Here is a 26,050-nt window from a genome sequence, read left to right as displayed (position 1 = left end):
AGCAACCTCCGCTCCGGAATGATGAATTCGCTCGCATTCACTTCAACCCTCGGATGCGGGTGCTCACACAGGACGGGGGTCGTGTGCACGCAACAACGCAGCAGCGAGCGGCGGACCATCGGCCGTACTTCTTCTTGAGCTACGCACATACACCGGGCTACGGCGGTGGAACGGACCCCGATATGTGGGTCGAGCGGCTCTTCCAGGATCTCTGCGGCCATGTGATGGCCATGACCGATCTGCCCGCGGGTGCGCCCGCAGGGTTCATCGACCGCGAGATACGCTCCGGCGAGGGCTGGTCGGAACGGCTCGGTGAGGTGCTCGCCACCTGCCGGGTCTTCGTTCCGCTGTTCTCGCCGCGTTACTTCGCCAGCGAGATGTGCGGCAAGGAGTGGTACGCCTTCGCGCAACGCGCCATTCACCACCGGGCCCGCTCCAACCAGCCGGCCGAGGCCATCGTCCCGGCGCTCTGGGTGCCGGTACCACCGAGTCAACTCCCTGGACCCGCAGAGCGATTACAGTTCAACCACCGTGATTTCGGAGACCGTTACGTCAGTGACGGGCTCTACGGGCTGATCAAACTCAGGCTCTTCGCGGAAGAGTACGAACGTGCGGTGTACGAACTCGCCAAGCGCATCGTCAACGTCGCGGACACCGTACGGATCGGCACCGGCCGCCCCGTCGACTACCGGCTGGCCCCCAGCGCCTTCGGCCCGCCCAACAGCGGAGTCGGGGGCCCCCGTCCCATGCAGGTGACCATCGCCGCACCCACCCGGCACGACCTGCCCGAAGGACGCAACCCCGATTACTACGGGGACAACCCGCAGGACTGGAACCCCTACCACCCGACCGCCGCCCGCCCCCTGGCCTATGTCGCGGAGGACCTGGTGCGCTCCCTCAACTACCAGGCCACCATCTCCTCCTTCGACGAGGAGTCCGGGCATCCGGAAGGCAAACAGCAGCCCCGCCGACCGGAGATCCTGCTCGTCGACCGGTGGGCCCTCCAGGACGAGGACCGACGTCGGCGGCTTGCCGCCTTCGACGCCGAGAACCGCCCCTGGGTGACGATGGTCGTGCCGTGGAACCGCGAGGACCACGAGAGCAGGGCGGCCGAGGCCGAGCTGACCGAGAAGCTCGAACAGACCATGCCGACCAAGATGCGCCAGGGCCGGGCCTACTGCCGCGCCGCCGCCAAGGGCGTACCCAGCATGGAGGCCTTCGGGCAGATCCTGCCGCAGGTGGTCGAGGCGGCGGCCCAGCAGTACCTGAGGCACGCGGCGGTCTACCCACCCGCCACGGGCGGCGGACACACCGAACGGACACGGCTGATGGGGCCAATGGCGCAGACGTACTACACCCCCGATACACACGACCCTGCGACGGATGCGGAGGACACGGATGACGGCCGGTCGTGACGGGCGCATCGTCACTTTCTACTCGTACAAGGGCGGCACCGGGCGCACCATGGCCCTGGCCAACACCGCCTGGATACTCGCCGCCAACGGAAAACGGGTACTGGCCGTCGACTGGGACCTGGAGGCACCGGGGCTCCACCGGTTCTTCCACCCGTTCCTCGACCCGTCGACGCTCGGCGCCACCACCGGTGTCATCGATCTGATCACCGAGTACGCGTGGGCCGCGACCAGCCCCGTCCAGCGCGCCGACGACTGGCACCGCGCCTACGCCCGGATCCAGCCGCACGCCGTGTCCCTCACACCCGAGGCGCTCGGCTGGGAGTTCCCGCACGGCGGCACGCTCGACTTCGTCTCCGCCGGGCGGCAGAACCGCGAATACTCCGCGACCGTCTCCACCTTCGACTGGGACAACTTCTACGACCGGCTCGGCGGCGGCCACTTCTTCGACGCCCTGCGCGAGGACATGAAGGCCAACTACGACTACGTCCTCATCGACAGTCGGACCGGCCTCAGCGACATCGCCGACATCTGCACCGTCCACCTGCCCGACGTCCTCGTCGACTGCTTCACGCTCAGCGACCAGTCCATCGACGGTGCCGCCTCCGTGGCCCGGCAGATCGCCGAGCGCTACACCGGCCGCCCCATCTCGATCTTCCCCGTCCCGATGCGCATCGACGAGGGCGAGAAGGAGAAGGCGGATGCCGGACGGGCGCTGGCCCGGCTGAAGTTCGACCGGCTCCCGCGCGACCTCTCCGGGGACGAACTCACCGCCTACTGGGGCGCGGTGGAGATTCCGTACCGCCCCTACTACGCCTACGAGGAGACGCTGGCCACCTTCGGTGACGAGTCCGGCCTGACGAACTCGTTGCTCTCCGCCTTCGAGCGACTGACCTCCGTCATCACCGACCAGCAGATCACCTCGATGCCGCCGGTCGGCGAAGAGGTACGGCTGCGCATCCGTGACGCGTTCACCCGGCGCAGGCCCGCACTGCCGGCCGACCTCTTCCTCAGCTATGTGGCGGAGAACCGGATGTGGGCCGACTGGATCGATTCCGTGCTCACCCGGGCCGGGTTCCGCGTCGTGGCGCGCGACGTGTCCGCCGAGCCGGAGACGCAGGAGCTGCCGACCGGTACGGAGAACGCGGCCCGTACCGTGGTGCTGCTCTCCACCGCCTACCTCAAGTCGCAGCGCGCGGTGAACCTCTGGGACCGGGCCGTGGCCGAGGACCCCGGCGGTGGCCGGCGCCAGCTGCTGCCGCTGAGGGTCGGTGACGTACGGCTGTCCGCGCCCTACATCGACCGCAACCCCGTCGACCTCTTCCGGCTCGACGAGGTGCATGCCACCGCCGCCCTGCTGCGCGCCCTGGACCGGCCCGTACAGCTCTCCGACGGTGTGTCGCCCGGACCGCGCTTCCCCGGCACCGTTCCCCGGATCTGGAACGCACCACCGCGCAACCCCGGCTTCACCGGCCGTTCCATGGTCCTGGAGCGGATGCGCGACCAGCTCGGTGGCGGGATGGCCGTCGTGCTGCCGCAGCCACAGACCTTGTACGGTCTCGGCGGCGTCGGCAAGACCCAGGTCGCCCTGGAGTACGTGCACCGCTTCATGGCCGACTACGACCTGGTCTGGTGGATATCCTCCGAGCAGACCGACGACGTGGTGGCCTCGCTCGCCGAGCTTGCCGTCCGGCTCGGTGCGCAGGGCGGCGACGACATGGCGGCCGCCTCCCAGGAGGCCGTGGACCTGCTGCGGCGCGGTGTGCCCTCGGACCGCTGGCTGCTGGTCTTCGACAACGCCGACGACCCCGAACGGCTCAGGCGTTACTTCCCGCAGGGCGGCTCCGGACACATCCTGGTCACCTCCCGGAACCAGGCATGGTCCCAGCACGGAGACGCACTGCCCGTCGACGTTTTCCTGCGCGAGGAGTCCATCGAGCACCTCCAGCGCCGGGCCCCGGGGTTGAGCGACGAGGATGCCGCGCAGGTGGCCACCGCGGTCGGTGACCTGCCGCTCGCCGTCGAACAGGCGGCGGCCTGGATCGCGGAGACCGCCACCCCGATCGAGACCTATCTGGAACAGCTGGCGCAGCAGGCCCCCGAGGTCCTGGCGCTCAACCAGCCGGCCGGCTATCCGCAACCGGTCGCCGCGACCTGGAACATCTCCATCGAACGCCTCAAGGAGCGCTCGCCCGCCGCGGTGCGGCTGCTTCAGCTCTGCGCCTTCTTCGCCCCCGAGCCGATCTCGGGGAACCTCCTGTACAGCAAGGAGATGATCGAGGCACTGAAGCCGTACGACGCCTCGCTCCAGGAGAAGCTGGTGCTGGGCCGGGTCATCCGGGAGATCGGCCGGTTCGCCCTCGCCAAGGTCGACCAGGTCTCCAACTCCATCCAGGTGCACCGTCTCGTCCAGGCCGTCATCCGGGCACAGCTCAGCGAGGAGGAGCAGCGGGACGCCCGGCACGCCGTCCACCGCATCCTGGCCGGCGCCCGGCCCGATGAGGACGAGCCGATCGACAACCCCGCGAACTGGCCGCAGTTCGCCACGCTCTGGCCGCACCTCGTCCCGTCCGACGCCCGTAACTGCAAGGAGCCCGAAGCCCGCAGGCTGTTGATCGACCGGGTCCGCTACCTCTGGAAACGAGGTGACTTCAGGACCGCGGGTGCGCTGGGCGAGGAACTGCGCACCCTCTGGAAGGAGACGCTGGGGGAGCGGGACATCCAGTACCTCTACCTCTGCTTCCACCTCGCCAACATCTACCGTTCGCGTGGCCGTTACGTGGAGGCGAGGGATCTCGACGAGACCACCCTGGCGACACAGCGGGAGGTCCTCGGGCCGGAGCATCCGCATACGTACATGAGCACCAGCAGCCTGGCGACGGACCTCGGCACGCTCGGCGAGTACACCAAGGCGATCGAACTGGCGACGGAGGCCACCGACGGGTTCAACCAGATCTTCCACGACTCGCATCCCAGGACCCTGGCGGCCGCCAACAACCTGGCGTTCACCCTGCGGTCCATCGGGCAGTACGCCAGGGCGAGGGAGATCGACCAGGACGTCTTCGACCGGCGGGTCGAGGTGCTCGGCGCCGAGCATCCGTACAGCCTCTCCTCGGCCATGAACCTCGCCCGTGACCTGCGGGACGTCGGACGGTACGAGGACGCCGTCGGCATCCTCAGCCGCACGTACGACAGTTACAAGGCCACACTCGGCCGGGCCTTCCCCGGCACGCTCAGTGCGGCGAAGAGCCTGGCCGTGTCGCTGCGCAGGGCGGGCAGGCTGGAGGACGCGCGCAGGCTCACGGTGGCCACCCGCTCCCGGTACCGGGCCAAGTACACCTCCGCCAACCCGGAATCACTCGCCTGTGACCTCAATCTGGCGGCCGACCTGTTCGCGGCGGGTGAGGTGGTCGAGGCCAGGGAGACGGCGCAGGAGGTCGTCGACCAGTACATGAAGGTGCCGGGGGAGAAGCACCCGTACACCTTGGCCGCTCTGAACAACCTCGGCGTCTACCTGCTGGGGGCCGGTGCGGTGGAGGAGTCGGAGCAGGTGCTGACCCGGGTGGTCGCGACGATGCGTGAGGTGTACGGGCCCGAGCACCCCAACACCCTGTTCTGCGTCATGAATCTGGCCAATGCCACGGCCGAACGGGGCGACCTCGAACTCGTGCTGGAGACCGAACGGAAGGTCGCGGGACAACTCAGGGTGGTGCTCGGGGCGCACCACCCGGAGACCCTGGCCATGATGTCGAACATGGCGGTCACGCTCGATGCGATGGGGCGCACGGACGAGGCGATGCGGCTGAGGTCGGAGACGTTCGACGAGCTGGCGCGGCAGCTCGGTGACGACCACCCGATGACCCGGATCGCCCGGGACGAGCGCCGGTTCGAACGCGAACTCGAACCGATGCAGGTGTGAGGCGCGGGAGCGTCCGGCCGACACCGGACGCTCCCCTTCCCTCCCGGCTTCCGCCAAGCACTTTCCTCAGCAGGCGGCAGGCTCCAGCAGCCAGTTGAGGATGGGGGGCAGCGCGTGCAGCGCGTCGAAGTGCGCGGCAGCCGGTTCCACCACGACGGTGGCGTTCGGGATGCGCTCGGCCAGCCAGCGGGAGTGGCCCACCGGCGAGAAGACGTCCTTCTCGCCGTGCCACAGCATCACCGGGCCCGAGATGTCCGCGGGGTCGAAGCCCCAGGGGCGGCTGAACGCGATCGCGTCGTCGATCCAGCCCCATGCCGAAGTGCGCAGTCCCTCACGGTAGTTGCGCAGCAGCATGGTGCGGACTCCGGCGTCGTTGACCACCATCCGGTCGGAGTCCGTCAGTTCCCGGCGCAGATCGTCGATGAGACGGACCGGATTCTTCCTGATCACCGCGGACCGTGAGATGAACGACTCCGCGAGCCCGTCCGGATCGGCGGCGGCGGTGGAGTACGCCAGCACATTGGAGGCTGCCATTCCGTCGAACCAGTCGAGGCCGTCGGCGCCCCAGGGGGCCAGTCCGACCAGTGCGGCAGTGCGGGTGACCCGCTCCGGCATCAGCGCGGCGCAGGCCAGGGCGTGCGGCGCACCACCGGACCGCCCCACCACGGCGAACCGCTCCAGCCCGAGATGGTCCGCGATGGCGCGGACGTCCTCAACGGCATCGGCGACACAGCGGCCCGGTAGCCGGTCGGAATCGCCGTAGCCCGGCCGGTCGTAGGTGATCAGTTGCGTCTTGCGCTGGTACAGCACCATGCCGCGCGGAGCCGGACCGAGCCTGCTGCCGGGCATTCCGTGCAGGAGGAAGACCGGTCTGCCGCAGGGATCCCCCAGACACTCCACCACCAGATGCCGCCCGTCCTTCGCGCGTACCCGACTACGCACTCCCGCCTCCTCTGGGTGGTGCGGGCACCGAAGTGCCCGGCTTTTTTCTGCCGATTCGATGATGACTCATCAGAGCCCTTATAGGAGCGGCGTGTTGAGAAACCGGGGAGGTCCTGGGGGGCGCGTTGGGCCGACGGCGGCCGGGCCGGAGGGGCACCGGTGGCAGGAGTGCGCCGCGTCGCCCGGATCGCCTGTGAGCTCCCTGCGCCCGCAGCCGCCGCTGCCGGACGGTCATGGCATCCCGGCGGTACTGGCGGGCCGTGCCGCGCCCGGGCCGAAGCGCGCCCGGGCGCGGTCGGCCGCGGCCTCGATACGGCGCGCCTTGTCGTCGTCGGGCCCGAAGGTCAGCTGCCGGGACACCGAACTCGCGTCGCACAGATCCCCGGCGCGCAGCGTGAGGCAATGGACCCGGGCTCGCTGCAGCCCCAGAGACCTGTGCAACGCGTGTGCTGCCGCGCGTAGTCGAGGGCTGTGCGCGGTGGGTTCGGGCAGGGTGCGGCTGCGGGTGGTGGTCGAGCGGTCGGCGTACTGGACGGTCAGGGTCAGCGAGCGGCAGGCCTGTCGTTCGCTGCGGAGCCGGGTGCCGAGGCGCTCGGTGAGATGGGTCAGGACGCCGCGCTGCCGGTCGGGGTCGAGTTCGTCGTGGGTGAAGCGGTGCTCGGCGCAGAACGTGCGCGGCGGGGCGCCGGGGGCGACGCGGGTGGGGTCGATGCCGGCCGCGCGTTGGCGAAGCTGTCGTCCGGCCGCCGGTCCCAGGATGCGCTGGAGCGTGAGCAGGGGAGTGGCGGCGACCTGGTCGGCGGTGTACAGCCCGTAGGAGGTCAGGGTGCGCGCCGTCGCCGGACCCACTCCCGGCAGTGCGGCGGCGGGCAGACCGGTGAGGAAAGCGGCGATGGCCTCGGGGTCGTCGGGTACGGCGCGGATCGCGCCGGGGGCTCCGCGGTGGGCGACCAGCTGGGCGAGCAGTGGGTTGGGGCCGACGCCGATCGTCGTGTCGACGTCGAACACCGCGGCCGCGCGCATACGGATCAGGGCTGCCAGGCCGACGGCGTCCCGGCCGAAGTACCGCACGCTCCCGGACACGTCGGCGAGCGCCGCATCCGGCGGCAACGCCTGGACCATGGGTGTGAACTCGCCCAGTGTGCCGATGAGCCGGCGGTATGTCGCATCGGACTGGGGGCCGAAGTGCAGGTAGAGGATCACCGCCGGTCACCCCGCGCTTCCGGGACTCGCATGGTGGAAGGTCCTTCCGTTGAGGGCGGCCGGGGCGCCGGGGGGCTTCAGGTCGGCCCAGGGGTGCAGCGCGTAGCCGGTCGGCTGGACGAGGGTCCGGCGCACACCCGCCTGGCGTCCGGCGGCCGCGGGACGGGCGAGCCGGTCGGCGACGGCGGACGGGCCGCCGTCGCGGTACAGGTCGATCAGCTCGGCCAGATCCCAGGCGGCCGTGCCGGTGATGCCGAAGGCGCGCGGCGGGCGGCGGGTCAGCGTCCCGCGGACGAGCAGCAGGCCGCTGTGGAAGACCGTGTGTGCGCAGCGTGCATGGCTGTCCTCGAAGAACGCCAGGTCACAGAGGCCGGTGGGGTCGTCGAGGGTGGCGAAGACGACGCGCTTGCCCGAGCGGATCGGCGGGGTCTGCGTGGCGACCTTGACGCCGGCGACCAGCACGGTGGTGCCGTGCCGGAGCCGGGGCAGATCGGCGGCGGGCGTCACGCCGATGTCGGCCAGCAGGGACCGGTGCTCCTCCAGCAGGTGGTGCGAGACGTCCATGCCGAGCACGTCCAGTTCGGCGGCGAGCTGCTCGGAACCGCTCATGGCGGGCAGCCCCGTGGTCGCGGTGATGCCGTCCGCCTCGGCACCGGCCTCGTCCGCCATCGGCAACTGCCCCGCGGAAGCGTCCCGTCCGCGGCCGGAACGGTGCAACTCGGCTATGTTCAGCAGGATTTCGCGGCGCGGCCCGAAGGAGTCCATCGCACCGACCCGGGCCAGGCGTTCGGCCAGCGGGCGGCTCGGCCGGGCGCGCTGCCAGAAGTCCTCCAGGGAGGTGTAGGGCTGCCCGGCGGTGATGCGCCCGCTCTCGGCCTCGGTGATGCCGCGAACCTGCGACAAACCGATACGTACTCCCCACTTACCAGACACCAGTTCGATTATGTGTGCGGCCTGGGAGCGGTTGATGTCGGGCAGCAGCAGGGGAACTCCGTGACGTCGGGCGTCCGCGGCCAGAACGCGCTTGTGGTACATCCCCGGATCATGGGTGAGCAGCCCCGCCAGCAGGGCCGCCATCCGATGGGCCTTGAGCCAGCTGGACTGGTAGGCGGGCTGTGCGAACGCGGCGGCGTGCGCCTTGGCGAAGCCGAAGCTGCCGAAGCCCTCCAGGATGTCCCACACGTCCCGGACGGCCTGCACCGGATAGCCGCGGGTGCGGGCCCGGTCGGCGAACCAGGCCCGGACCCGGCCCTGCCGTTCGGTGTCGGACAGGGCGCGGCGTGCCTCGTCCGCCGTACCCCGGTCGCAACCGGTCATCATCGCCATGATCGCGATGACCTGCTCGTGGAAGACCACCTGCCCCTCGGTCTCCTCCAGGACCGGCTTCAGATCGGGGTGCGGGTAGCGGGTCCGGGCCCGGCCGTCGCGGGCCTCGATCAGGGGGGTCACCATGTTGGCCGCCACCGGACCCGGGCGGAACAGGCTGATGTCCAGGGTCAGGTCGAAGAACGAGCGCGGCCGCAGATTCCGGACCAGTTCACGCTGCCCGGGACTCTCCAGCTGGAACGTGCCCAGGGTGTCCCCGGACGTGATGAGGTCGTAGGTGGCGGGGTCGTCCGGCGGAACCTGCGCGGGGTCGTCCAGGTCGAGGCGTTCGCCGGTGGCCCGCTCGATCTCGGCGACCGCGTGGGCGAGCGCCGACTGCATCCGTACTCCGATGACGTCGATCTTCGGGTGTCCGGTGTCCTCGATGTCCTCCTTGTCGAACTGGGACATGGCGATGTTCTCGACGGTGGTCGGCGCCACGGGGGTGCGCCGCAGCAGACCCGCGTTGGAGACCAGGAGGCCGCACGGGTGCATCGCCGCCTCGTGCGGCAGTCCGTCCAGCGCTTCCACGAGTTCCCACAGCCGGCCGTGGTCCTCGGTGGCGACCTCGCGCAGCTCCGGCAGCTCGGCCAGCGCCGCCCGCACGTCCCGGGCCCGGATGTGCGGGAACGCCTTCGCCAGGCGGGCCGCCTCGTCGGGGCCCATGCCCCGGGCCCGTGCCACGTCCTCGATCGCCCCGCGGGCCCGGTACGTCTTGTACACCGCGAGCGTCGCCACCCGATCGGCCCCGAACCGCTCCCGGACCGCCTGATAGACCTCCAGGCGTCGCGCCGACTCCACGTCCAGATCGATGTCGGGCAGCGCGGATCGCCGCGGGGACAGGAACCGCTCCATGAGCAGCCCGTGCGCCACCGGGTCGACGGGGCTGATCCCCAGCAGATGCGTGACCAGCGACCCCACCCCCGAGCCCCGGGCCGCGACCCGGATGTCCAGCTGCCGGGCCTGCGCCGCCACCTCGGCGACGGTCAGGAAGTACCCGGCGAAACCATGCCCGGCGATGATCCCCAGTTCGTCCTCGAGGCGGTCCCACCGCCGGGTGTCCCGGTGGTAGCCGCGGCTCATCATGCCCGCCGCGCACCGGTCCGCCAGCACCCGGTCGGCCGAATCGGCGCGTGCGCCCACCAGCTCGGGCTCCGGAAGATTCAGCTGCCCGAGACCGAATGCCTCGCCCGGATCGACCGTGCAGGCCGCCGCCGTCTCCTCGGTCGCCGACAGCAGTCGTCGCGCATCCGCGCCCTGCCCTCCCGCCGCCTCGGCGATCCGCCCGGCGATCCGCTCCATTTCCCCTGCGTCCTTCAGCCACCGCTGCCCGCCGTCCAGACGGGACGCGTCCCGGGTGTCGACCGGCACCAGCAGGCGAGCGGAGTCCAGGATGTCGGCGACCTCGCCCTGATGCGGATCGGCGTAGCGGACGGCATTGCTCAGTACGGTGCCGACCTGCTGCTCGGCGGCGAAGCCCGCCATCCGTGCGGCCAGCCGCAGCGACCCCGGTCCGGTGCCGGGCCGCCCGTGCCACCACACCTCGAGGCGCAGTGCCCGGCCGAACCGTTCGCGCCACGGATCGAGCAGCATCGCAGCCCGGTCCGGCCGTCCCGACGCCAGTGCCTGCCCGATCTCGGAATCGGCCCCGAGCAGGACGAACAGCTCGTCGTCCGGGCAGCTCAGGTCCTCCCATGTGACGCCCTGGTCCGAGGCTGCCGACACCAGGCGGCACAGCTCGGCCCAGCCGCGTGCGGTCCGGGCCAGGAACACCGCACGGAACGGGGCCTCGGTCACGAACGCGCCGCCCTTTGCCGGGGTCCGCGGCCGCCCCGTCGTTGCCGGCCGGGCCTCCGGGGCACCGGGAACCGCCAGGTCGGTGCCGAACAGCGGCCTGACCCCGGCCCGCGCACACGCCTTGGCGAAGCGCACGGCGCCCGCGAGCGAGTCCCGGTCGGTCAGCGCCAGGGCGTCGAGCCCCCGCTCCGCGGCCCGCTCGGCCAGGGCGTGCGGGTGACTGGCCCCGTAACGCAGTGAGTAGCCGCTGGCGGTACGGAGATGCGTAAACGACATACACACCTCCTGCTTCCCATGAGCCCCCTTTGTGTCATTTGTGTCATCTGCGTCGCCTCGATCGCGAGAAGCACTCTCCCTCCATACTCGCACATTCGTTCGAGTAGTGGCGTGGTGGAAGCCTTCGCGCCGGCCCCCGCCCCTCCTCGGAGGGGGGTCGATGCGGCATGGAGGGGGCTGTCGTACGTCGGACCGCGAGGCGGTCCTGCCGGGCGGTGTCGGGGTGGCGCGCGTCGCCCGTCCGGGTGCGCCCGCACCGATGGCTGCGGGGTGCGGCCGGGTCGGGTCACCGGTCCGGCGTCATTGACGGGTCGTCATTTTTTGCCGGCGCGCAGCTTCCCCTGTCGCCCTACCGGCGCGTAATTTGGCATGAGCGCGTCGAAAGTAGACGCCGGAACGGAACGGACGTCGGAGTAGAACAGACGTCGGAACTTGTGGTCCGGGCCGCAGGGTGCACAGACATCGCAACTCCCGTGAGACACAAGGAGATCACACGATGCTGCCCTGGACCCGTGCGTCACGCACCCCACGTGCGCGACGGACCCTCGCCGCACTGCTCCTCGCAGTGGCCGCAGTCGCCACCCCCACGGCCACTGCCGCCGCGACCGCCCCCGCCGCCACCTCCGGTGGCTGGAACGATTACTCCTGCAAGCCCTCCGCGGCCCATCCCCGCCCCGTCGTCCTGGTGCACGGAACCTTCGGGAACTCGACCGACAACTGGTTCGTCCTCGCCCCCGCCCTCGTCAGCCAGGGCTACTGCGTCTACTCGCTCGACTACGGGCAACTGCCCGGCGTGCCGGTCTTCAACGGCCTCGGCCCGATCGACGAGTCGGCCGGCCGGCTCGCCGTGTTCGTCGACGAGGTGCTCGCCTCCACCGGGGCGGCCGAGGTCGACATCGTCGGCCACTCCCAGGGCGGCATGATGCCGAACCACTACCTGAAGTTCCTCGGCGGGGCCGCCAAGGTGAACGCCATGATCGGACTCGCCCCCGACAACCACGGCACCACCCTCCTCGGCCTGACGAAACTGCTGACGTACTTCCCGGGCGCCGGGGACCTGCTGGACGCCGCCACGCCCGGCCTCACCGACCAGGTGGCGGGCTCCCCGTTCCTCACCGAGCTCAACGCGGGCGGCGACACCGTGCCCGGGGTGACCTACACGGTCATCACGACCAGGTACGACGAGGTCGTGACCCCGTACGCCACACAGTTCCTGGACGGGCCGAACGTACGCAACGTGCTGATCCAGGACCTGTGCCCGCTCGACCTCTCCGAGCACGTGGAGATCGGGACCGTCGACCGGATCGCCTTCCACGAGGTGGCGAACGCCCTGGACCCGGCGCACGCCACCCCCACCACCTGCGCCTCGGTCATCGGCTAGTGCCGGTGGCAGGCAACGTTCGCTTCGTCGCGACGCACACATGGCCGGCCACGGCACCAGCCCGCGGGCGCGCCCCAGGTGCTCAGTGTCCGCGTCGGGTCGTGAGAGCGGCCCGACGGCGGATCGAGGCGAACAGCGCGGCCGAACCCGCGGCGAGCGCGGCCGCACCGCCGATCGCCAGGTAACGGGTACTGCTGTCACCCCCCGTCTCGGCGAGGCTCTCGCCCACCGGGGCGGGGGTGGTGGCGCTGTCCGGCTCGGGCGCGTTCGCCTCGGCCGGACCCGAGCCGGATCCGGCCGCCGGAGCGGCCTCGGTGACCTCCGCGCCCGTAGCGGCGTCGTCGTCACCATGGCCGTTGTGCTCCACGGACGACTTCTCGGCTCCCTGGGCGATCTCCTGCTCGGTCGGCGCGGACGCGGTCGGCGCCGGCACCGCGCCGGCCGACCCACTGCCGCTCGCACCGTCGAACACCACGTCGGAGCAGGCGTAGAACGCCTCGGTGGAGTCCGAACGCTGCCAGACGGTGTAGATCAGCTGCCGCCCCGAACGCTTCGGCACGGTGCCGTCGAAGACGTACGACCCGCTCTCCAGCTTCGGATCGGTGGCCGTGGCGAAGGGCTCGGACTCCAGGTCCGACCACTTCAGAGGCTGCGTCGGGTCGTAGCCGGCCTTGGTGAGATACAGCTCGAAGGTGCCCTTGTGCGGCGCGGTGGCCCGGAAGCGGAAGGTGTGCGTGCCCGCCGCCATCTTCGTCGACGGCCAGTCGGCACGCGGCAGGTCGAGCCCCTTGAACTTGTCGTTGCCCGCGCTGCACAGCTTGCCGTCCGGGATCAACTGCCGGTGGTTCCCCGCCGCGTTGGCGATGTTGACACCGTTCCAGTCGTACAGCGCCTGCGTGCCGCCCGCCGCGACCGCCGCCACGCACGCTGCCGACTTCGGGCTCTCGGGCCCCTCGGCGTAACAGGCGGAGACCCGGCTGACCGGATCCGTCAGCGAGCCGTGGGCGGCGGCCGGGGACGCGGCGAGACCGGTCAGCGCGAGCGGCGCCGCACCGAGCGCGACGGCGGCAAAGGCCCTGCGGCGGGTGGTCCTGATGACGGCCATGGTGGTGTTTCTCCTTCGGTGGTTCACGTCCGGGCGAAGGAGAAGCTAGTCCGCTCCCGGCCCCGGAAACGGCTGTTGAGCGCGGTGACGGCGATCGTTATGGCCGCCTTAAGGACCCGCTCAGCAGCGATTAAGAACAACCGGCCGTACGGTGCGCACATGACCGTCGAAGCTTCCGAGAAGATCCGCCTCGCCACCCCGGCCGACGTGCCCGCCGTGCGGGCCGTCACCGACGCCGCCTACCGGCCCTCCATCGAACGCATCGGTCTCGTCCCCGCGCCGATGGGGGCGGACCATGCGGCGGATGTCGCCGCGGACCGGGTGCATGTGACGGGGAGTGGGGCCGTCATCGGTGTCCTGGTCCTCGTACCGCACGACGACCACCTCCTCCTGGAGTCCGTCGCGGTCCACCCGGACGCGGCAGGCCGGGGAGTCGGCCGACGGCTGCTCGCCCACGTGGAGGCGCACGCCCGCAGCCTCGGCCTCCCCGAGATCCGGCTCTATACCCACGTCCTGATGGGGGAGAACCAGAAGCTCTACGCGCGCCACGGGTACGAGCTGGTGGAGCGCCGTGCGGACGGCGTGTACGACCGCTTTCACTACCGCAAGCGGCCGGCCGGCTGATCGACTCTGTCAGTGGGGGGTGGCACGATCGTTCCATGACGACGATCGACTGGGATTCCGCAGCCGACTCCTTCGACGAGGAGCCCGACCACGGGCTGCTCGACCCGGCGGTCCGGCACGCCTGGGCGCAGCGGTTGGAGAGCTGGCTGCCCGGCGCGCGCTCCGAGGTGCTCGACCTGGGATGCGGCACCGGAAGCCTTGCGCTGCTCGCCGTCGGGCAGGGGCACCGGATCACCGCCGTCGACCGGTCGCCGCGCATGGTGGAGCAGGCGCGGACCAAACTCGCCGGGACGGACGCCGCGGTGTTCCTCGGGGACGCTTCCCGACCGCCGGTCGGGAAGCGGCAGTTCGACGTGATCATGGCCAGACACGTCGTGTTCCTGCTGCCTGATCCGGCGTCGGTTCTGCGCCACTGGTTCAGCCTGCTGCGGCCCGGCGGCCGGCTGGTCCTGATCGAAGGGGTCTGGGGCGGCATCGGCCTCCCGGCCGAGCGGCTCGTCGGACTTCTCTCGGAACTCACCGAACGCATCCACCATGAGCCGCTCTCCGACGACCCGGCCCTGTGGGGCAAGGAGGTCGACGACGAACGCTACGCCCTGGTGGCCCGCGTCGAACCGCCGCGCCGGCACACCGAGGTCGTCGACGTGCATCTGATCCTCCGCCGGGGGCCGGACGTCCTGCTCGCCCGCCGGGCCGGCACGGGATACGCGGACGGGCTGTTCAACGGCCCCTCCGGACATGTCGAGGACGGCGAGGACGTCCGTGAGGCGGTGATCCGCGAGGCGGCCGAGGAGATCGGTGTCGAGCTCGGCCCGGACGAGCTGCGGGTCGCCCTGGTCATGCAGCACCGCGGCCCCGGTGGCAGGCCCAGGACCGGCTGGTTCTTCGAGGCGGAGTACGACCCGGCCCGCCCGCCGTACAACCGCGAACCGGACAAGTGCTCAGAACTGGCGTGGTTCCCGCTGGACGCCCTCCCGGACGACATCGTCGCCTACTGCCGGGCGGGGCTCGACGGCTACCGCGCGGGGGAGCACTTCCTGATCCACTGGCACGAGGACGGCGACACGGTGGCGTACCAACCGCACACCCGGCGCGCCGTACCCCTGCCGGCCGGCGGGGCCGGCACCGGCGGGGTGCACCACATCGAGCTGTGGGTGCCCGATCTGCCGGCGGCCGAGCAGAGATGGGGCTGGCTGCTCGGCGAACTGGGCCATGTCCCGTACCAGCACTGGGAGAACGGACGGAGCTGGCGGCGCGGCGACAGCTATGTGGTGGTCGAGCAGTCGCCCGACCTGACCGGGGACACGCACGACCGCCGCCGCCCCGGGCTCAATCATCTGGCGTTCCACGTCAGGGACCGGGCCACCCTCGACGCCCTGGTGACCGCTGCCCCGGAGTACGGCTGGCGGCAGCTCTTCGCCGACCGCTACCCGCACGCCGGTGGGGACGAGCACACGGCCGCCTATCTGGAGGACGCGGCGGGGTACGAGGTGGAACTGGTCGCCGGAGTCCGGCAGGCCCGCCCCGTGCCGCAGGAACCGGCGCCGCACACCGACCTGTGGGCGCGGCGCCGGGAGTAGGGCCTGGTCAGGCCGGTGCGGTGCGGCTCGCGGTCACAGGGTGCGTTCGAGGCGGTCGGCCATCAGTCTGACGAAGCGCGACGGGTCGCCCAGTTCGCCGCCCTCGGCGAGCAGCGCCAGGTCGTGGAGGAGTTCGGCCGTCTCCTCCAGGCCGGTGTCGCTCTCCCCACCGCGTTCGGCATGCGCCTTGTTGAGGCCGCTGACCAGCGGGTGCCCCGGGTTGAGTTCGAGGATGCGCTTGACGTGGGGGACGGGCTGCCCCATGGCGCGGTACATGTTCTCCAGGGCCGGCGTCACGTCGTGGGTGTCCGAGACGATGCAGGCGGGCGAGACGGTCAGGCGCGAGGAGAGCCGCACCTCCTTGACGGTCTCGCTCAGCCGGGCCGTCATCCAGGTGAGCAGCTCCGCGTACTCCTGCTGCCGGTTCTCCCGCTCGGTCGCGGCCTCCTTCTTCTCCTCCTCGGTTCCGAGGTCGACCTCGCCCTTGGCGACGGACCGCAGCTTCCTGCCGTCGAACTCGGGCTCCGCCTCGACCCATACCTCGTCGACCGGATCGGTCAGCAGCAGCACCTCGATGGCCTTGGCCCGGAACGCCTCCATGTGCGGGGAGTTCTCGATGGCCTGCCGGGACTCGCCGGTGAGGTAGTAGATGTGCTCCTGGCCGTCCTTCATCCGCTCCACGTACTGCCGCAGCGTGGTCGGCTCGTCCTCGTCGTGGGTCGTGGCGAAGGAGGCGACACCGAGAATGGCGTCGCGGTTCTCGAAGTCGCTCAGCAGCCCTTCCTTGACGACGCGGCCGAACTCCCGCCAGAACGTGGCGTAGCGCTCCGGGTCGGCCGACATCATGTCCTTGACCGTGGACAGCACCTTCTTCGCCAGGCGCCGGTGCATCAACTGGATCTGCCGGTCCTGCTGGAGGATCTCGCGCGACACATTGAGCGACAGGTCCTGTGCGTCGACGACGCCCTTGACGAAGCGCAGGTACGGCGGCATCAGCGCTTCGCAGTCGTCCATGATGAAGACGCGCTTCACATAGAGCTGGATACCGCGCTTGTACCCCTGCATGAACAGGTCCTGGGGCGCGTGCGACGGGATGAAGAGCAGCGCCTGGTACTCGAAAGTGCCCTCGGCCTGCAGCCGGATGGTGTCGAGCGGAGCGATCCAGTCGTGGCTGATGTGCTTGTACAGCTCGTGGTACTCGTCGTCCGATACCTCGTCGCGCGAGCGCGCCCACAGGGCCTTCATCGAGTTGATGGTCTCGGGCTCCCGCGGGGCGTCGGATGCCTCCCCGGAGTCCGCACCGTCGGCGGCCGCACCTTCCGGGACCATCCTGACGGGCCAGGTGATGAAGTCCGAGTACCGCTTGACGATCTCCCGGATCTTCCAGGCGGAGGTGTAGTCGTAGAGCCGGTCGTCGGCGTCCTCCGGCTTGAGCCGGAGGGTGACCGCGGTGCCCTGGGGGGCATCGTCGACGGACTCGATCGTGTACGTGCCCTCGCCGGTCGACGTCCAGCGGGTGCCCTGGCTCTCGCCCGCGCGCCGGGTCAGCAGCGTGACCTCGTCGGCCACCATGAAACTGGAGTAGAACCCGACGCCGAACTGGCCGATCAGCCCCTCGGCCGCGGCACTGTCCTCGGCCTCCCTGAGCTCCCGCAGGAACGTCGCGGTGCCCGAGTTCGCGATGGTCCCGATGAGCTGGACCACCTCGTCGTGCGACATTCCGATGCCGTTGTCCCGCACGGTCAGTGTGCGGGCCTGCCGGTCGGTCTCGATGTCGATGTGGAGGTCGGACACGTCCGCGCCGAGCGAGTCGTCGCGGAGCGCTTCGAGCCGCAACTTGTCCAGTGCGTCGGAGGCGTTGGAGACGAGTTCGCGCAGGAACACGTCCTTGTTCGAGTAGATGGAGTGGATCATCATTTGCAGAAGCTGGCGTGCTTCCACCTGGAACTCGAACGTCTCGGTGGGCATATTCAGGGAATCCTTCTCAGGTCACCGGGCGGAGAGCTGACCTCAGAACTCTAGATCAGTCGACCGCCGCGGAAGGCCTGTTTGCCCAGCCCGTACGGGTCAGGCCAGCAGCGCCGCGAATCCCTCCGTGCGGGCCAGGAACTCCAGTTCGTCCAGGGCCCGGCGGGCAGCCTCGGCCGCCGCCGGGTCGCTTTCGGTGAGACCGCTCTGCTCGAACTCGTCCTCGTCCAGCCGGAGCACGGACGAACCGTCCGCCGATACCCACAGATCGAGATCGAGATCCTCGACCATCAGCTCCCCGTCGCGCAGCACCGCGGGTCGGGTGATGTCGCAGTACCAGCCCTTGAGTTCACCCGTACCGGTACGGACCTCCTTCACGGCGAACCAGGAGTCGCGCCAGTAGTGCTCGGTGAAAACGTCGCCGGGCTCGAACCGCACGAAGCCGAAGTCGCGGGTTCCCGGCGCCGCCCACGGCGCACGGACCGTCACCCGGGTGCCGTCGTCACGGACCAGATCCGCGGGATAGCTGATCTTGGTCTGTCCGGCCTTCATCAGGACCACCGCAAGGGCGGTCTCAGCCGAGCGTGCGGACATGACGCACCTCCGTGGCGCAGATCCGGTAGCCGAACCATCGGTTGATCGCCAGCATCGGACCGTTGCCCGCGTCATTGCCGGTGTACGCGTCGGTGTACCCGGCGGCCCGCGCCCGGTGCAGCGAGTCGTTCTTCGCGAGCTTGGCCAGGCCGCGGTTGCGGTACGCCCGGCGGGTGCCGGTCATCCCCGACATGTAGCGGGTCAGGCCGTCGGTCCGTGCCGCGCTGAACGCCGCCACCTGCCCGTCGACCAGTACGACCGAGGTCAGCTCGTGGTCGAGGCCGGGACTGCGCCAGGTGCTGTGGAGCCAGTCCTCGTAGTCGGTCGGTTCGGCCGGGGTGTCGCTCGGTTCGTCGGCCGTGGTCTCGGCGTCCGCCTCGTGGAGCGGGCGCGGGTCGTCCGCGAAGTCCGCCGCGGTACGCAGCTCGACGCCCGGCGGCAGCTCCTGACGGGGCGGCAGCGGACCGCCCACCAGATCGAGGTGGAGGAAGTGGGCCGAGCGCCTCGGTTCATAGCCGCGTGTCCCGGCGAACGAGCGGTTCGAGGGGGTGTCGAGCACCCAGGTGAAGATCCCGAGCGCGCCTTCTGTCGCCAGATACTCCTCGGCCGTGCTCAGCAGCAACGCGCCCGCGCCCCGCCGGGTGCGGTCCGGATGCGTGTAAATGTTGCAGAACGCCTGACCGGGTTCGGGGCTGTCGTGGGCGAGGCCGACCTGCGCGGTACCGATGACCTCCCCGTCCTCCTCGGCGACCAGCAGCCGGCGGCGCTGGTCGGGATGGGCGGAGGCCAGTTCGTGGACGACCTGTTGAGCGGTCGTCACGATGTACGGCAGCGCGGCACGCCGGACCCGTATCCAGGCCTCCGCGTCGGCGGGCAGGAAATCGCGAACGAGGACGGTCATGGGCCGGACGTTACGCGTGGGTCCACAGGACCCGCCTCCGATTTTCCGGCCGTGGGGGAGAATCGGGGCGTGACTCTGAAGATCGCCATTGATCCGGACGCCGGTACCGCCCCGTACGAGCAACTGCGCACGCAGATCTCCGAGCGGGCCCGCTCCGGCGAACTGCCCGTCGGTTTCCGGCTTCCGACCGTACGCGGCTTCGCCGAGGAGCTCGGCCTGGCCGCGAACACCGTCGCCAAGGCGTACCGGGCGCTGGAGGCCGACGGGGTGATCGAGACCCGTGGCCGCAACGGCACGTTCATCGCCGCCGCCGGGGACGCGGCGGAGCGGCACGCGGCGGCCGCAGCACAGGAATACGCGCAGCAGGCCCGGCGACTGGGCCTGTCCCCGGCCGAGGCGCTGTCCCTGGCCGAGGACGCGGTGCGGGCGGCGTACGCGTCACGGTGAGCCGGGGGCCGGCGGTCCCCTGCGGCCGGCGGGACCGAACTGCTGCGGTCTCAGAGGTACAGGCCCGCGTCCGCACCGGAATCCTGCCTCGGAACCGATGCGGGACCGCTGCCGCGACGCAGCGCGTACAGCTCGGCGAGGGTGGCGCCCTCGCGGCCGACCCCTTCCTCCGTCCCCAGCCAGGCCGTGGCCTCCTTGCGGGTCAATGAGCCCACCTCGATCCGGGCGAGGCAACGGCCGGGCCTGACCACGGCCGGGTGGAGCCGCTCCAGGTCCTCGTTGGTGGTGACGCCCACCAGCACATTGCGGCCCTGGCCCAGCAGCCCGTCGGTGAGGTTCAGCAGCCGGGACAGCGCCTGGCCCGCCGTGTGCTTGGCCTCGCCCCGGATCAGCTCGTCGCAGTCCTCCAGGAGCAGCAGCCGCCAGCGCGCCTTCGCCGTGCCGTCCTCCTCGCCGATCGCGATGTCCATCAGATAGCCGACGTCGTCGAAGAGCCGCTCGGGATCGAGTACACAGTCCACCTGGCACCAGTCCCGCCACGCGCGCGCGAGCGTGCGCAGCGCGGACGTCTTGCCGGTGCCGGGCGGGCCGTGCAGCAGGAGCAGCCGGCCGGAGATGTCGTCGGGTGTCACCTTCATCAGCCGGTCCATCGCCTCGGCCACCGGCGCCGTGTAGTTGGCGCGGACCTCGTCCCACGTACCGGCGGAGATCTGCCGGGTGGTGCGGTACGGGCCGCGGCGCGGGGACACGTACCAGAAGCCCATCGGCACGTTCTCGGGCTGCGGTTCGGGTTCGTCCCGGGCGCCGTTCGTCGCCCGGTCGACGATCTGCTGTGCCAGCTCCGGGCTGGTCGCGGTGACCGTGACGTCGGCGCCGCGGTTCCAGCGCGAGACGAGCAGCGTCCAGCCGTCGCCCTCGGCGAGCGTGGCGCTGCGGTCGTCGTCGCGGGCGGCGCGCAGCACGTTGGCGGCCGGAGGCAGCAACGTGGCACCGGCCTTTACCCGATCGAGGGAAGTGCTGTGCGAGTAGGGCTGCTCGCCCGTCGCGAAGCGGCCGAGGAACAGAGCGTCGACGACGTCGGACGGGGAATCGCTGTCGTCGACGGTGAGCCGGATCGGCAGAGCGGACTCGGGGGTTGGCATGGCGTCCATGATCCGGCAAAGGGGGCGCCCGGCGCACCCGGGTTTCGTCGTCTTCCTCCCGTGTGGGCGGTGTACCTGACGTGTCCTCAGGACGGCCGGAGGAAAAGATGTTGAGGGCAACTTGGCATGGACACTTCCGGTGAGGGCTGGGTGCTGCTACCACGGACATCGCAGACCAGGCGGAGACCCTGCCGGTCGGTCCCAGGGAGGTTCCATGAAACTGTCCAGACTCGGGGCGCTTTCGTCCTCGCTCCTGCTCGGCGCTCTGCTCGCTCTGACCGGAACGGCCACCGCCCATGCCGCGTCGTCCGTCCAGGGCGTCGACTACGTCGCCCTCGGCGACTCGTACTCCTCGGGTGTCGGATCCGGCAGTTACGACAGTGCGAGCGGTGACTGCAAGCGCAGCACCAAGGCGTACCCCGCGCTGTGGGCCGCCGCCAACAGTCCCTCCTCCTTCGCCTTCACCGCCTGCTCGGGCGCTCGTACGGGTGATGTCACGTCCGGTCAGCTCGGCTCCCTCAATGCCTCGACCGATCTCGTCTCGATCTCCATCGGCGGCAACGACGCGGGCTTCGCGGACGTCATGACCACCTGTGTCCTCAATTCCGAGGCGACCTGTCTCAGCCGGATCGCCACGGCCCGCAGCTATGTCGACAGCACCCTGCCCGGCAACCTCGACTCGGTGTATTCGGCCATCCGGGCCAAGGCGCCGTCCGCCCATGTCGTCGTCCTCGGCTACCCGCGCTTCTACAAGATCGGCGGCAGCTGCGTCGTCGGTCTGAGCGACACGGTGCGCAGCGCGATCAACAGCGCCGCCGACTACCTCAACGCGGCGACCGCCAAGCGCGCCGCCGACCACGGCTTCACCTACGTCGATGTCGCGGGCGGGTTCACCGGGCACGAGATCTGCTCCGGGGACTCCTGGCTGCACAGCCTCAACTGGCTCAACATCGGCGAGTCCTACCACCCCACCGCGGCCGGACAGTCGGGCGGCTATCTGCCCGCCCTCACCTCGGCCGCCTGAGCCCCGGCCGGGACGCACGCCGGGCCCGTTCGGTCGTCCGACGGGCTGGAGACCCCGTCCGCAGGGGTCTCCACCGGCACCCCGCCGGACCGGTGCGGCGAAGTCGTATCCGTTCTGTCCAACTCGCCCTGGAATCTGATGGATTCGGGTATCGGCGTCAACCTCCGCGGCTGTGGGATCGATCCCGCCACCGGGATACACGCGTGTCGTCGCGGGGGGATAGGGTTAACCTGCCCGGGCCGGGTGCCCTCGTACGGGTGGGGAGAGACATGGAACAGATAACGATGCGCAGCAGGCCGCGTGTGCCTGCTGTCACATGCGGGAGCAGCGCGACGAGTTCGCGCCTCGACCGCCATCTCGCGGTGCTCGGCGGCCCTGCCGTCCCGCAGCGGGAGGCGGCGGAGGCGACGCTGCTGATGCGCGAGCTCACCTCGCGCGACGCCGCCCACAGCCATCGGAGCAAGAGCGCGCGGGTCTCGCTCTTCGCGCCGCTGCGGCGTCTGCGGCGCTCGCTCTTCGGCAGCCGCCACTGACCGACGGCGCCTCACCACCCCGTACCGGCCCACCGCCCGGACTCCCCGGCCGGGTCCAGGTGCCCGGACCCCCGGTGTGGGGCCGTGCGCGCGACCCCGTCCCGGCGCCGCGCTGCTGCCTGCTCTCCCGTCATCCCCAGGGCCCGCAGCGGCGCTTCGGTGTGTTCACCCGTCCGCACCGGCTGTCCGGTCGGCAGGATCCGGGCGACACCCGGCCCCGGCCGTCACAGCAAGGCGAACTGCCCGTCCGGGCCCTCCTCCTGATGGCCGAGCACCGATGCGGGCCGCCGGGCCGTGGCCGGGACCGGCAGCACCCCTGCCGCACGGAGCTCCTCGGCAGTGATCTGCCGGCCGCCGGCCAGACTCTCCTGCCGAGGCCGGAGCTCGGCGAGCAGGGCCAGCACCGTGATCAGTTCCAGCAGCTCCGAGGTCCACTCCTGGGGCCAGACCCGGGCCCTGACCGCTTCCAGACCGGAGGGCTCCGGCGCCCCGGCCGCCGTCGCACGGCGCCCGAACCAGAGCTCCAGCATCCGGACCCCGCCCACCCGGAACTCCCACGCCCCGGCCGGCACGGGCGAGATCCGGCCCGTGCCCAGCACCAGCGTCTCGTCGTCCGGGTCGTACTCCAGGGCGTCCGGCGCGGGCGGTATCGCGGCCCGCACATAGGGGCGCCGCCCGCCGGGCAGCCGGGGACGCTCCCCGCCGCGGGCGCCGCGCAGATGCAGCCGCAGCAGTTCCTGCCCGAGCTCCACCCCCGCCGACCAGTGCGCTGTTTCGGCAGGCAGCGGCACCACACACCCGGCAGCGGAAGGGCGGGCCGCCGCGAGCAGCCAGGCCAGCACGGAACGCTCGGTGACCGCCTCCCCGTGGCGGGCCCGCAGCAGCGCGAGCAGCCCCGGGGCCAGATTGGCCTCCAGACCGCCGGGGCGCCGGTACAGCGGCCGGATCCGGCCGGGCCGGCCGGCGGGGGAGTGGCCGTCCGGCAGCAGCGCCGTCACCACGAGGGCGGGGCCGGCGTCCTGGGGTACATGGCCGTGCTCGACGACGAAGAACTGGTGTCCGTCGGCGACCCGCCACAGCTCGGGGCGGGCGGCATCGATCAGCCGGTGGTCCGGGAGCAGCCACTGCTCGTCGAACGGGCCGTGCGCGATCCGGACCGGCTCGGGGCACGGGCCGCTCTCCCGGGCGAACCGGCCGGTGCCGGTGGACTGTCCGGGAAGGGCCGCCACCGGGGTGTGCGGGGTGCGGGAACGGGTGACCTGGAACAAGCGCTCGCGCTCGGCGTCAGGGGCCCGCACCAGTCGCTCCCAGCGCGCTCTGAGCCAGGCGGCGTCGGGGGCGATCACCCAGGGGCGCCCGGTGCGCAACGCCCGTACGGACCAGGGCATCAGGTCGTCGAGGAGCGGGGCGCCTTCGCCCGGGGCGTCGCCGGAGCCGCCCGCCGCCCGTGCCGCCACCGCGCCGCCCCCCCGTCGCCCCGTCCGTCTGCCTTCTCTGCGTTCTCTGCGTTCTCCGGCATCGTAGCCGCGGCCGGAGAGGGTGCGGTCAGTGCGCTTCAAGGGTGACCGAGAACGAGAACCGGTCGCCCCGGTAGCGGATCTGCGCCACATCCACCACCCGGCCGCTCTCCTCGTACGACACGCCCGTGTAGAACAGGATCGGGCTCAGCAGCGGCACCTGGAGGAGTTCGGCGGTGGCCGGATCGGCGAGGCGCGCCTCGACCGTGTCGGTGATGCGCGCGATTCGGACGCCGACCCGGTCGCGCAGTACCTTGGTCATCGGCCAGCGTTCGAGATCGGCAGCGTCGAGCCGGGCCGCGATCTCGGGATGCACCGCGTTCTGCGCCCAGTTGGTCGGCTCACCGCTGTCCCCGTCGCGCCGCAGCCGCCGGTAACTGACGATCTCCGTGCAGTCGGGGAAGTACTCGGCGAGGTCCTCCGGCACGGGGAGGGCGCCATGGCCGAGCACCGAGGTGCGCTCGCCCGACTGCTGGGCCACGATCGCGTCGATCGAGCCCAGCAGCCGGACCGGTGACACCCGCCGGGCGTGCGGCTCGATGAAGGTGCCGCGCCGCCGGTGCCTGCTGATCAGCCCTTCCGTCTCCAGCTCCTTGAGGGCCTGGCGCATGGTCAGCACGCTGACGCCGTAGTGCTCGGCGAGCTGCTCCTCGGTGGGCAGCCGTGCCGACGCGTCCCTGGCCCGGCCGAGTATCGAGGCGCGCAACGACTGCGAGACCTGGTACCACAGCGGAAGTTTGCGGTTCAGGACGAGCGAGTCGGGGGCGAAGGCATGCCCCTGGGGAGTTCTGGGCATCTGGGGCACCTGGGTCACCTGGTCTCTCCGTCCTGCGACACGGCGGACGCGACGACGCGGGGGTCGAGCAGCGGCGTCGTCGCCTACGGCCTGAAGTTGCGGCTCAGACCTTGCCACACGTCGTCGTAGCCACGCTGGAGATGGCCGGCGGTCGCCGCCTGCTCGGTCGTCGTCAGCGGCCAGCGGGTCTCGAACATGAAGGCCAGGCCGTCGTCGATCTTCTGGGGCTTCAGCTCCGCCGCACTCGCGCGGTCGAACGTCTCCCGGTCCGGGCCGTGCGCCGACATCATGGTGTGCAGCGAGCCGCCGCCCGGGACGAAGCCGCCCTTGCCCGCCGTCTTCGCGTCGTAGGCGCCCTCGATCAGGCCCATGTACTCGCTCATCACGTTGCGGTGGAAGTACGGCGGCCGGAAGGTGTCCTCGCCGACCAGCCAGCGCGGCGCGAAGACCACGAAGTCGACGCCCGCCAGACCGGGGGTGTCGGACGGCGAGGTCAGCACCGTGAAGATCGAAGGGTCGGGGTGGTCGTAGCTGATCGAGCCGATGACATTGAACCGGTGCAGGTCGTAGACGTACGGGGTATGGGTGCCGTGCCAGGCGACCACGTCGAGGGGCGAGTGGTCATAGGTCGCCGACCAGAGGTTGCCGCAGTACTTGTTGACCACTTCCACCGGGCGCTCGACGTCCTCGTACGCGGCGACGGGGGCGAGGAAGTCCCGGGCGTTCGCCAGGCCGTTGGCGCCGATCGGGCCGAGCTCCGGGAGGGTGAACGGCTGGCCGTAGTTCTCGCAGACGTAGCCCCGGGCCGTGGCGTCCAGCAGCTCCACGCGGAAACGGACGCCGCGCGGGATCAGCGCGATGTGCCCCGGACGTGCGTGCAGCAGGCCCAGTTCGGTACGGATCAGCAGTCCGCCGCGTTCCGGGACGATCAGCAGCTCGCCGTCCGCGTCGCTGAACACCCGGTCCGTCATGGAGGAGTCGGCGTGGTAGAGGTGCACGGCCATGCCGGTGCGCTGGGCGGCGTCGCCGTTGCCGCCGAGGGTCCACAGGCCGGACAGGAAGTCGGTACCGGGGGCGGGGTCGGGGAGCGGGTCCCAGCGCAGCCGGTTGGGGTCGGGCACGGAATCGGTGAACGGGGCGGTCCGGATCGCCCCGTTGTCGATCCGGACGAAGGGGGGATGGGCGGCCGACGGGCGGATCCGGTAGAGCCAGGAACGGCGGTTGTGCGCCCGGGGTTCGGTGAAGGCCGAGCCGCTCAGCTGCTCCGCGTAGAGCCCGAGGGGTGCGCGCTGGGGGGAGTTGCGGCCGTGCGGCAAGGCCCCCGGCACCGCCTCGGAGCTGTGCTGATTGCCGAAACCGGCGGAGTACTCGAGCCCTTCCGCCGTCTTCCCCGCCTGTTCGATGCCGCTCATGTGCGCTCCCGGTGCCGAAGGAATCCTATGGGCAACCGTAGGAATCGGAATGAGGCGCGTCAATGGCATTCGTGGCGCACAGGGGGGTTCCAGAAGGTGAACAATGCTCTAC

The 26,050-nt window shown here is 70.9% G+C and carries 19 protein-coding genes; 8 read left to right on the top strand and 11 right to left on the bottom strand.

The window, feature by feature from the left end; all coding sequences use genetic code 11:
• The first annotated feature begins 53 nt into the window (after positions 1 to 53).
• Positions 54 to 1,415, top strand: coding sequence for an FxsC protein (gene fsxC / locus AB0L71_RS03630; protein ID WP_365237358.1), 1,362 nt, complete (start codon positions 54 to 56; stop codon positions 1,413 to 1,415).
• The gene (gene fxsT / locus AB0L71_RS03625; RefSeq protein ID WP_365237356.1) at positions 1,399 to 5,331 is read left to right on the top strand and encodes an FxSxx-COOH system tetratricopeptide repeat protein; all 3,933 of its coding nucleotides are present in this window, start codon (positions 1,399 to 1,401) and stop codon (positions 5,329 to 5,331) included. The genes fsxC and fxsT overlap by 17 nt, the downstream gene beginning before the upstream one ends.
• A 66-nt stretch (positions 5,332 to 5,397) precedes the next feature.
• Here fxsT and AB0L71_RS03620 read toward each other — a convergent pair whose 3' ends face one another.
• The 3 genes from AB0L71_RS03620 to dnaE all read right to left on the bottom strand — a co-directional run bounded on the left by AB0L71_RS03620 (position 5,398) and on the right by dnaE (position 10,914).
• Positions 5,398 to 6,273, bottom strand: a complete 876-nt coding sequence (locus tag AB0L71_RS03620; protein ID WP_365237354.1) for an alpha/beta hydrolase — start codon at positions 6,271 to 6,273, stop codon at positions 5,398 to 5,400.
• Positions 6,274 to 6,504: 231 nt separating this feature from the next.
• Positions 6,505 to 7,476 carry a hypothetical protein gene (locus AB0L71_RS03615; RefSeq protein WP_365237352.1) on the bottom strand — a complete coding sequence of 324 codons (972 nt, stop codon included), beginning with the start codon at positions 7,474 to 7,476 and terminating at the stop codon, positions 6,505 to 6,507.
• 6 nt (positions 7,477 to 7,482) lie between these two features.
• Entirely contained in the window at positions 7,483 to 10,914 is a 3,432-nt protein-coding gene (gene dnaE, locus AB0L71_RS03610) for a DNA polymerase III subunit alpha (RefSeq protein ID WP_365237350.1), read from the bottom strand.
• 496 nt (positions 10,915 to 11,410) lie between these two features.
• On the opposite strand from dnaE, the gene AB0L71_RS03605 reads away from it, so the two are divergent.
• The gene (locus tag AB0L71_RS03605) at positions 11,411 to 12,295 is read left to right on the top strand and encodes an alpha/beta fold hydrolase (RefSeq protein WP_365237348.1); all 885 of its coding nucleotides are present in this window, start codon (positions 11,411 to 11,413) and stop codon (positions 12,293 to 12,295) included.
• A gap of 82 nt (positions 12,296 to 12,377) precedes the next feature.
• Here AB0L71_RS03605 and AB0L71_RS03600 read toward each other — a convergent pair whose 3' ends face one another.
• On the bottom strand, positions 12,378 to 13,400 hold the full coding sequence (locus AB0L71_RS03600; RefSeq protein WP_365237346.1) for a lytic polysaccharide monooxygenase: 1,023 nt from the start codon (positions 13,398 to 13,400) through the stop codon (positions 12,378 to 12,380).
• A 159-nt stretch (positions 13,401 to 13,559) separates the two neighbouring features.
• Between AB0L71_RS03600 and AB0L71_RS03595 the strand changes: the two genes are divergently transcribed.
• A complete protein-coding gene (locus AB0L71_RS03595; protein ID WP_365237344.1) occupies positions 13,560 to 14,024 on the top strand; it encodes a GNAT family N-acetyltransferase in 465 nt (154 codons plus the stop codon).
• A 35-nt stretch (positions 14,025 to 14,059) separates the two neighbouring features.
• Positions 14,060 to 15,604, top strand: coding sequence for a methyltransferase domain-containing protein (locus AB0L71_RS03590; protein WP_365237342.1), 1,545 nt, complete (start codon positions 14,060 to 14,062; stop codon positions 15,602 to 15,604).
• Between the two features lie 33 nt (positions 15,605 to 15,637).
• On the opposite strand, the gene htpG is transcribed toward AB0L71_RS03590, so the two are convergent.
• The 3 genes from htpG to AB0L71_RS03575 all read right to left on the bottom strand — a co-directional run bounded on the left by htpG (position 15,638) and on the right by AB0L71_RS03575 (position 19,067).
• Positions 15,638 to 17,572: a molecular chaperone HtpG gene (htpG, locus tag AB0L71_RS03585; RefSeq protein WP_365237341.1), complete on the bottom strand. Its 1,935-nt coding sequence runs from the start codon at positions 17,570 to 17,572 to the stop codon at positions 15,638 to 15,640.
• A 99-nt stretch (positions 17,573 to 17,671) separates the two neighbouring features.
• Entirely contained in the window at positions 17,672 to 18,166 is a 495-nt protein-coding gene (locus tag AB0L71_RS03580; RefSeq protein WP_365237339.1) for a DUF402 domain-containing protein, read from the bottom strand.
• Positions 18,147 to 19,067, bottom strand: coding sequence for a GNAT family N-acetyltransferase (locus AB0L71_RS03575; protein ID WP_365237337.1), 921 nt, complete (start codon positions 19,065 to 19,067; stop codon positions 18,147 to 18,149). Before AB0L71_RS03575 ends, AB0L71_RS03580 begins: the two co-directional genes overlap by 20 nt.
• A 69-nt stretch (positions 19,068 to 19,136) precedes the next feature.
• On the opposite strand from AB0L71_RS03575, the gene AB0L71_RS03570 reads away from it, so the two are divergent.
• On the top strand, positions 19,137 to 19,514 hold the full coding sequence (locus AB0L71_RS03570) for a GntR family transcriptional regulator (protein WP_365237335.1): 378 nt from the start codon (positions 19,137 to 19,139) through the stop codon (positions 19,512 to 19,514).
• A 50-nt stretch (positions 19,515 to 19,564) separates the two neighbouring features.
• On the opposite strand, the gene AB0L71_RS03565 is transcribed toward AB0L71_RS03570, so the two are convergent.
• Positions 19,565 to 20,665, bottom strand: a complete 1,101-nt coding sequence (locus AB0L71_RS03565) for a DUF5925 domain-containing protein (protein WP_365237333.1) — start codon at positions 20,663 to 20,665, stop codon at positions 19,565 to 19,567.
• A 205-nt stretch (positions 20,666 to 20,870) separates the two neighbouring features.
• On the opposite strand from AB0L71_RS03565, the gene AB0L71_RS03560 reads away from it, so the two are divergent.
• Positions 20,871 to 21,680, top strand: a complete 810-nt coding sequence (locus AB0L71_RS03560; protein ID WP_365237331.1) for an SGNH/GDSL hydrolase family protein — start codon at positions 20,871 to 20,873, stop codon at positions 21,678 to 21,680.
• A gap of 269 nt (positions 21,681 to 21,949) precedes the next feature.
• On the top strand, positions 21,950 to 22,213 hold the full coding sequence (locus AB0L71_RS03555; protein WP_365237330.1) for a hypothetical protein: 264 nt from the start codon (positions 21,950 to 21,952) through the stop codon (positions 22,211 to 22,213).
• A 224-nt stretch (positions 22,214 to 22,437) separates the two neighbouring features.
• Here AB0L71_RS03555 and AB0L71_RS03550 read toward each other — a convergent pair whose 3' ends face one another.
• The 3 genes from AB0L71_RS03550 to hmgA form a co-directional block, all read right to left on the bottom strand.
• Positions 22,438 to 23,670: a type ISP restriction/modification enzyme gene (locus AB0L71_RS03550; RefSeq protein WP_365237328.1), complete on the bottom strand. Its 1,233-nt coding sequence runs from the start codon at positions 23,668 to 23,670 to the stop codon at positions 22,438 to 22,440.
• Between the two features lie 88 nt (positions 23,671 to 23,758).
• Positions 23,759 to 24,526 carry a GntR family transcriptional regulator gene (locus AB0L71_RS03545; protein ID WP_365237327.1) on the bottom strand — a complete coding sequence of 256 codons (768 nt, stop codon included), beginning with the start codon at positions 24,524 to 24,526 and terminating at the stop codon, positions 23,759 to 23,761.
• Between the two features lie 83 nt (positions 24,527 to 24,609).
• Entirely contained in the window at positions 24,610 to 25,938 is a 1,329-nt protein-coding gene (hmgA, locus tag AB0L71_RS03540) for a homogentisate 1,2-dioxygenase (protein ID WP_365237325.1), read from the bottom strand.
• Between the last annotated feature and the right edge of the window lie 112 nt (positions 25,939 to 26,050).

Source organism: Streptomyces sp. NPDC052052 (genome assembly GCF_040680455.1).
Classification (GTDB): domain Bacteria; phylum Actinomycetota; class Actinomycetes; order Streptomycetales; family Streptomycetaceae; genus Streptomyces.
The sequence above is the reverse complement of the archived record's forward strand: the minus strand, read 5'-3'. Positions and strand labels throughout refer to the sequence as shown.

Bases quoted from the DNA above. Each gene is read 5' to 3' on its own strand.
- fsxC (WP_365237358.1), top strand. From the start codon at position 54: ATGCGGGTGCTCACACAGGACGGGGGTCGTGTGCACGCAACAACGCAG.
- fxsT (WP_365237356.1), top strand. From the start codon at position 1,399: ATGACGGCCGGTCGTGACGGGCGCATCGTCACTTTCTACTCGTACAAG.
- dnaE (WP_365237350.1), bottom strand. From the start codon at position 10,914: ATGTCGTTTACGCATCTCCGTACCGCCAGCGGCTACTCACTGCGTTAC.
- AB0L71_RS03605 (WP_365237348.1), top strand. From the start codon at position 11,411: ATGCTGCCCTGGACCCGTGCGTCACGCACCCCACGTGCGCGACGGACC.
- AB0L71_RS03600 (WP_365237346.1), bottom strand. From the start codon at position 13,400: ATGGCCGTCATCAGGACCACCCGCCGCAGGGCCTTTGCCGCCGTCGCG.
- AB0L71_RS03595 (WP_365237344.1), top strand. From the start codon at position 13,560: ATGACCGTCGAAGCTTCCGAGAAGATCCGCCTCGCCACCCCGGCCGAC.
- AB0L71_RS03590 (WP_365237342.1), top strand. From the start codon at position 14,060: ATGACGACGATCGACTGGGATTCCGCAGCCGACTCCTTCGACGAGGAG.
- htpG (WP_365237341.1), bottom strand. From the start codon at position 17,572: ATGCCCACCGAGACGTTCGAGTTCCAGGTGGAAGCACGCCAGCTTCTG.
- AB0L71_RS03580 (WP_365237339.1), bottom strand. From the start codon at position 18,166: ATGTCCGCACGCTCGGCTGAGACCGCCCTTGCGGTGGTCCTGATGAAG.
- AB0L71_RS03575 (WP_365237337.1), bottom strand. From the start codon at position 19,067: ATGACCGTCCTCGTTCGCGATTTCCTGCCCGCCGACGCGGAGGCCTGG.
- AB0L71_RS03565 (WP_365237333.1), bottom strand. From the start codon at position 20,665: ATGGACGCCATGCCAACCCCCGAGTCCGCTCTGCCGATCCGGCTCACC.
- AB0L71_RS03560 (WP_365237331.1), top strand. From the start codon at position 20,871: ATGAAACTGTCCAGACTCGGGGCGCTTTCGTCCTCGCTCCTGCTCGGC.
- AB0L71_RS03555 (WP_365237330.1), top strand. From the start codon at position 21,950: ATGGAACAGATAACGATGCGCAGCAGGCCGCGTGTGCCTGCTGTCACA.
- AB0L71_RS03545 (WP_365237327.1), bottom strand. From the start codon at position 24,526: ATGCCCAGAACTCCCCAGGGGCATGCCTTCGCCCCCGACTCGCTCGTC.
- hmgA (WP_365237325.1), bottom strand. From the start codon at position 25,938: ATGAGCGGCATCGAACAGGCGGGGAAGACGGCGGAAGGGCTCGAGTAC.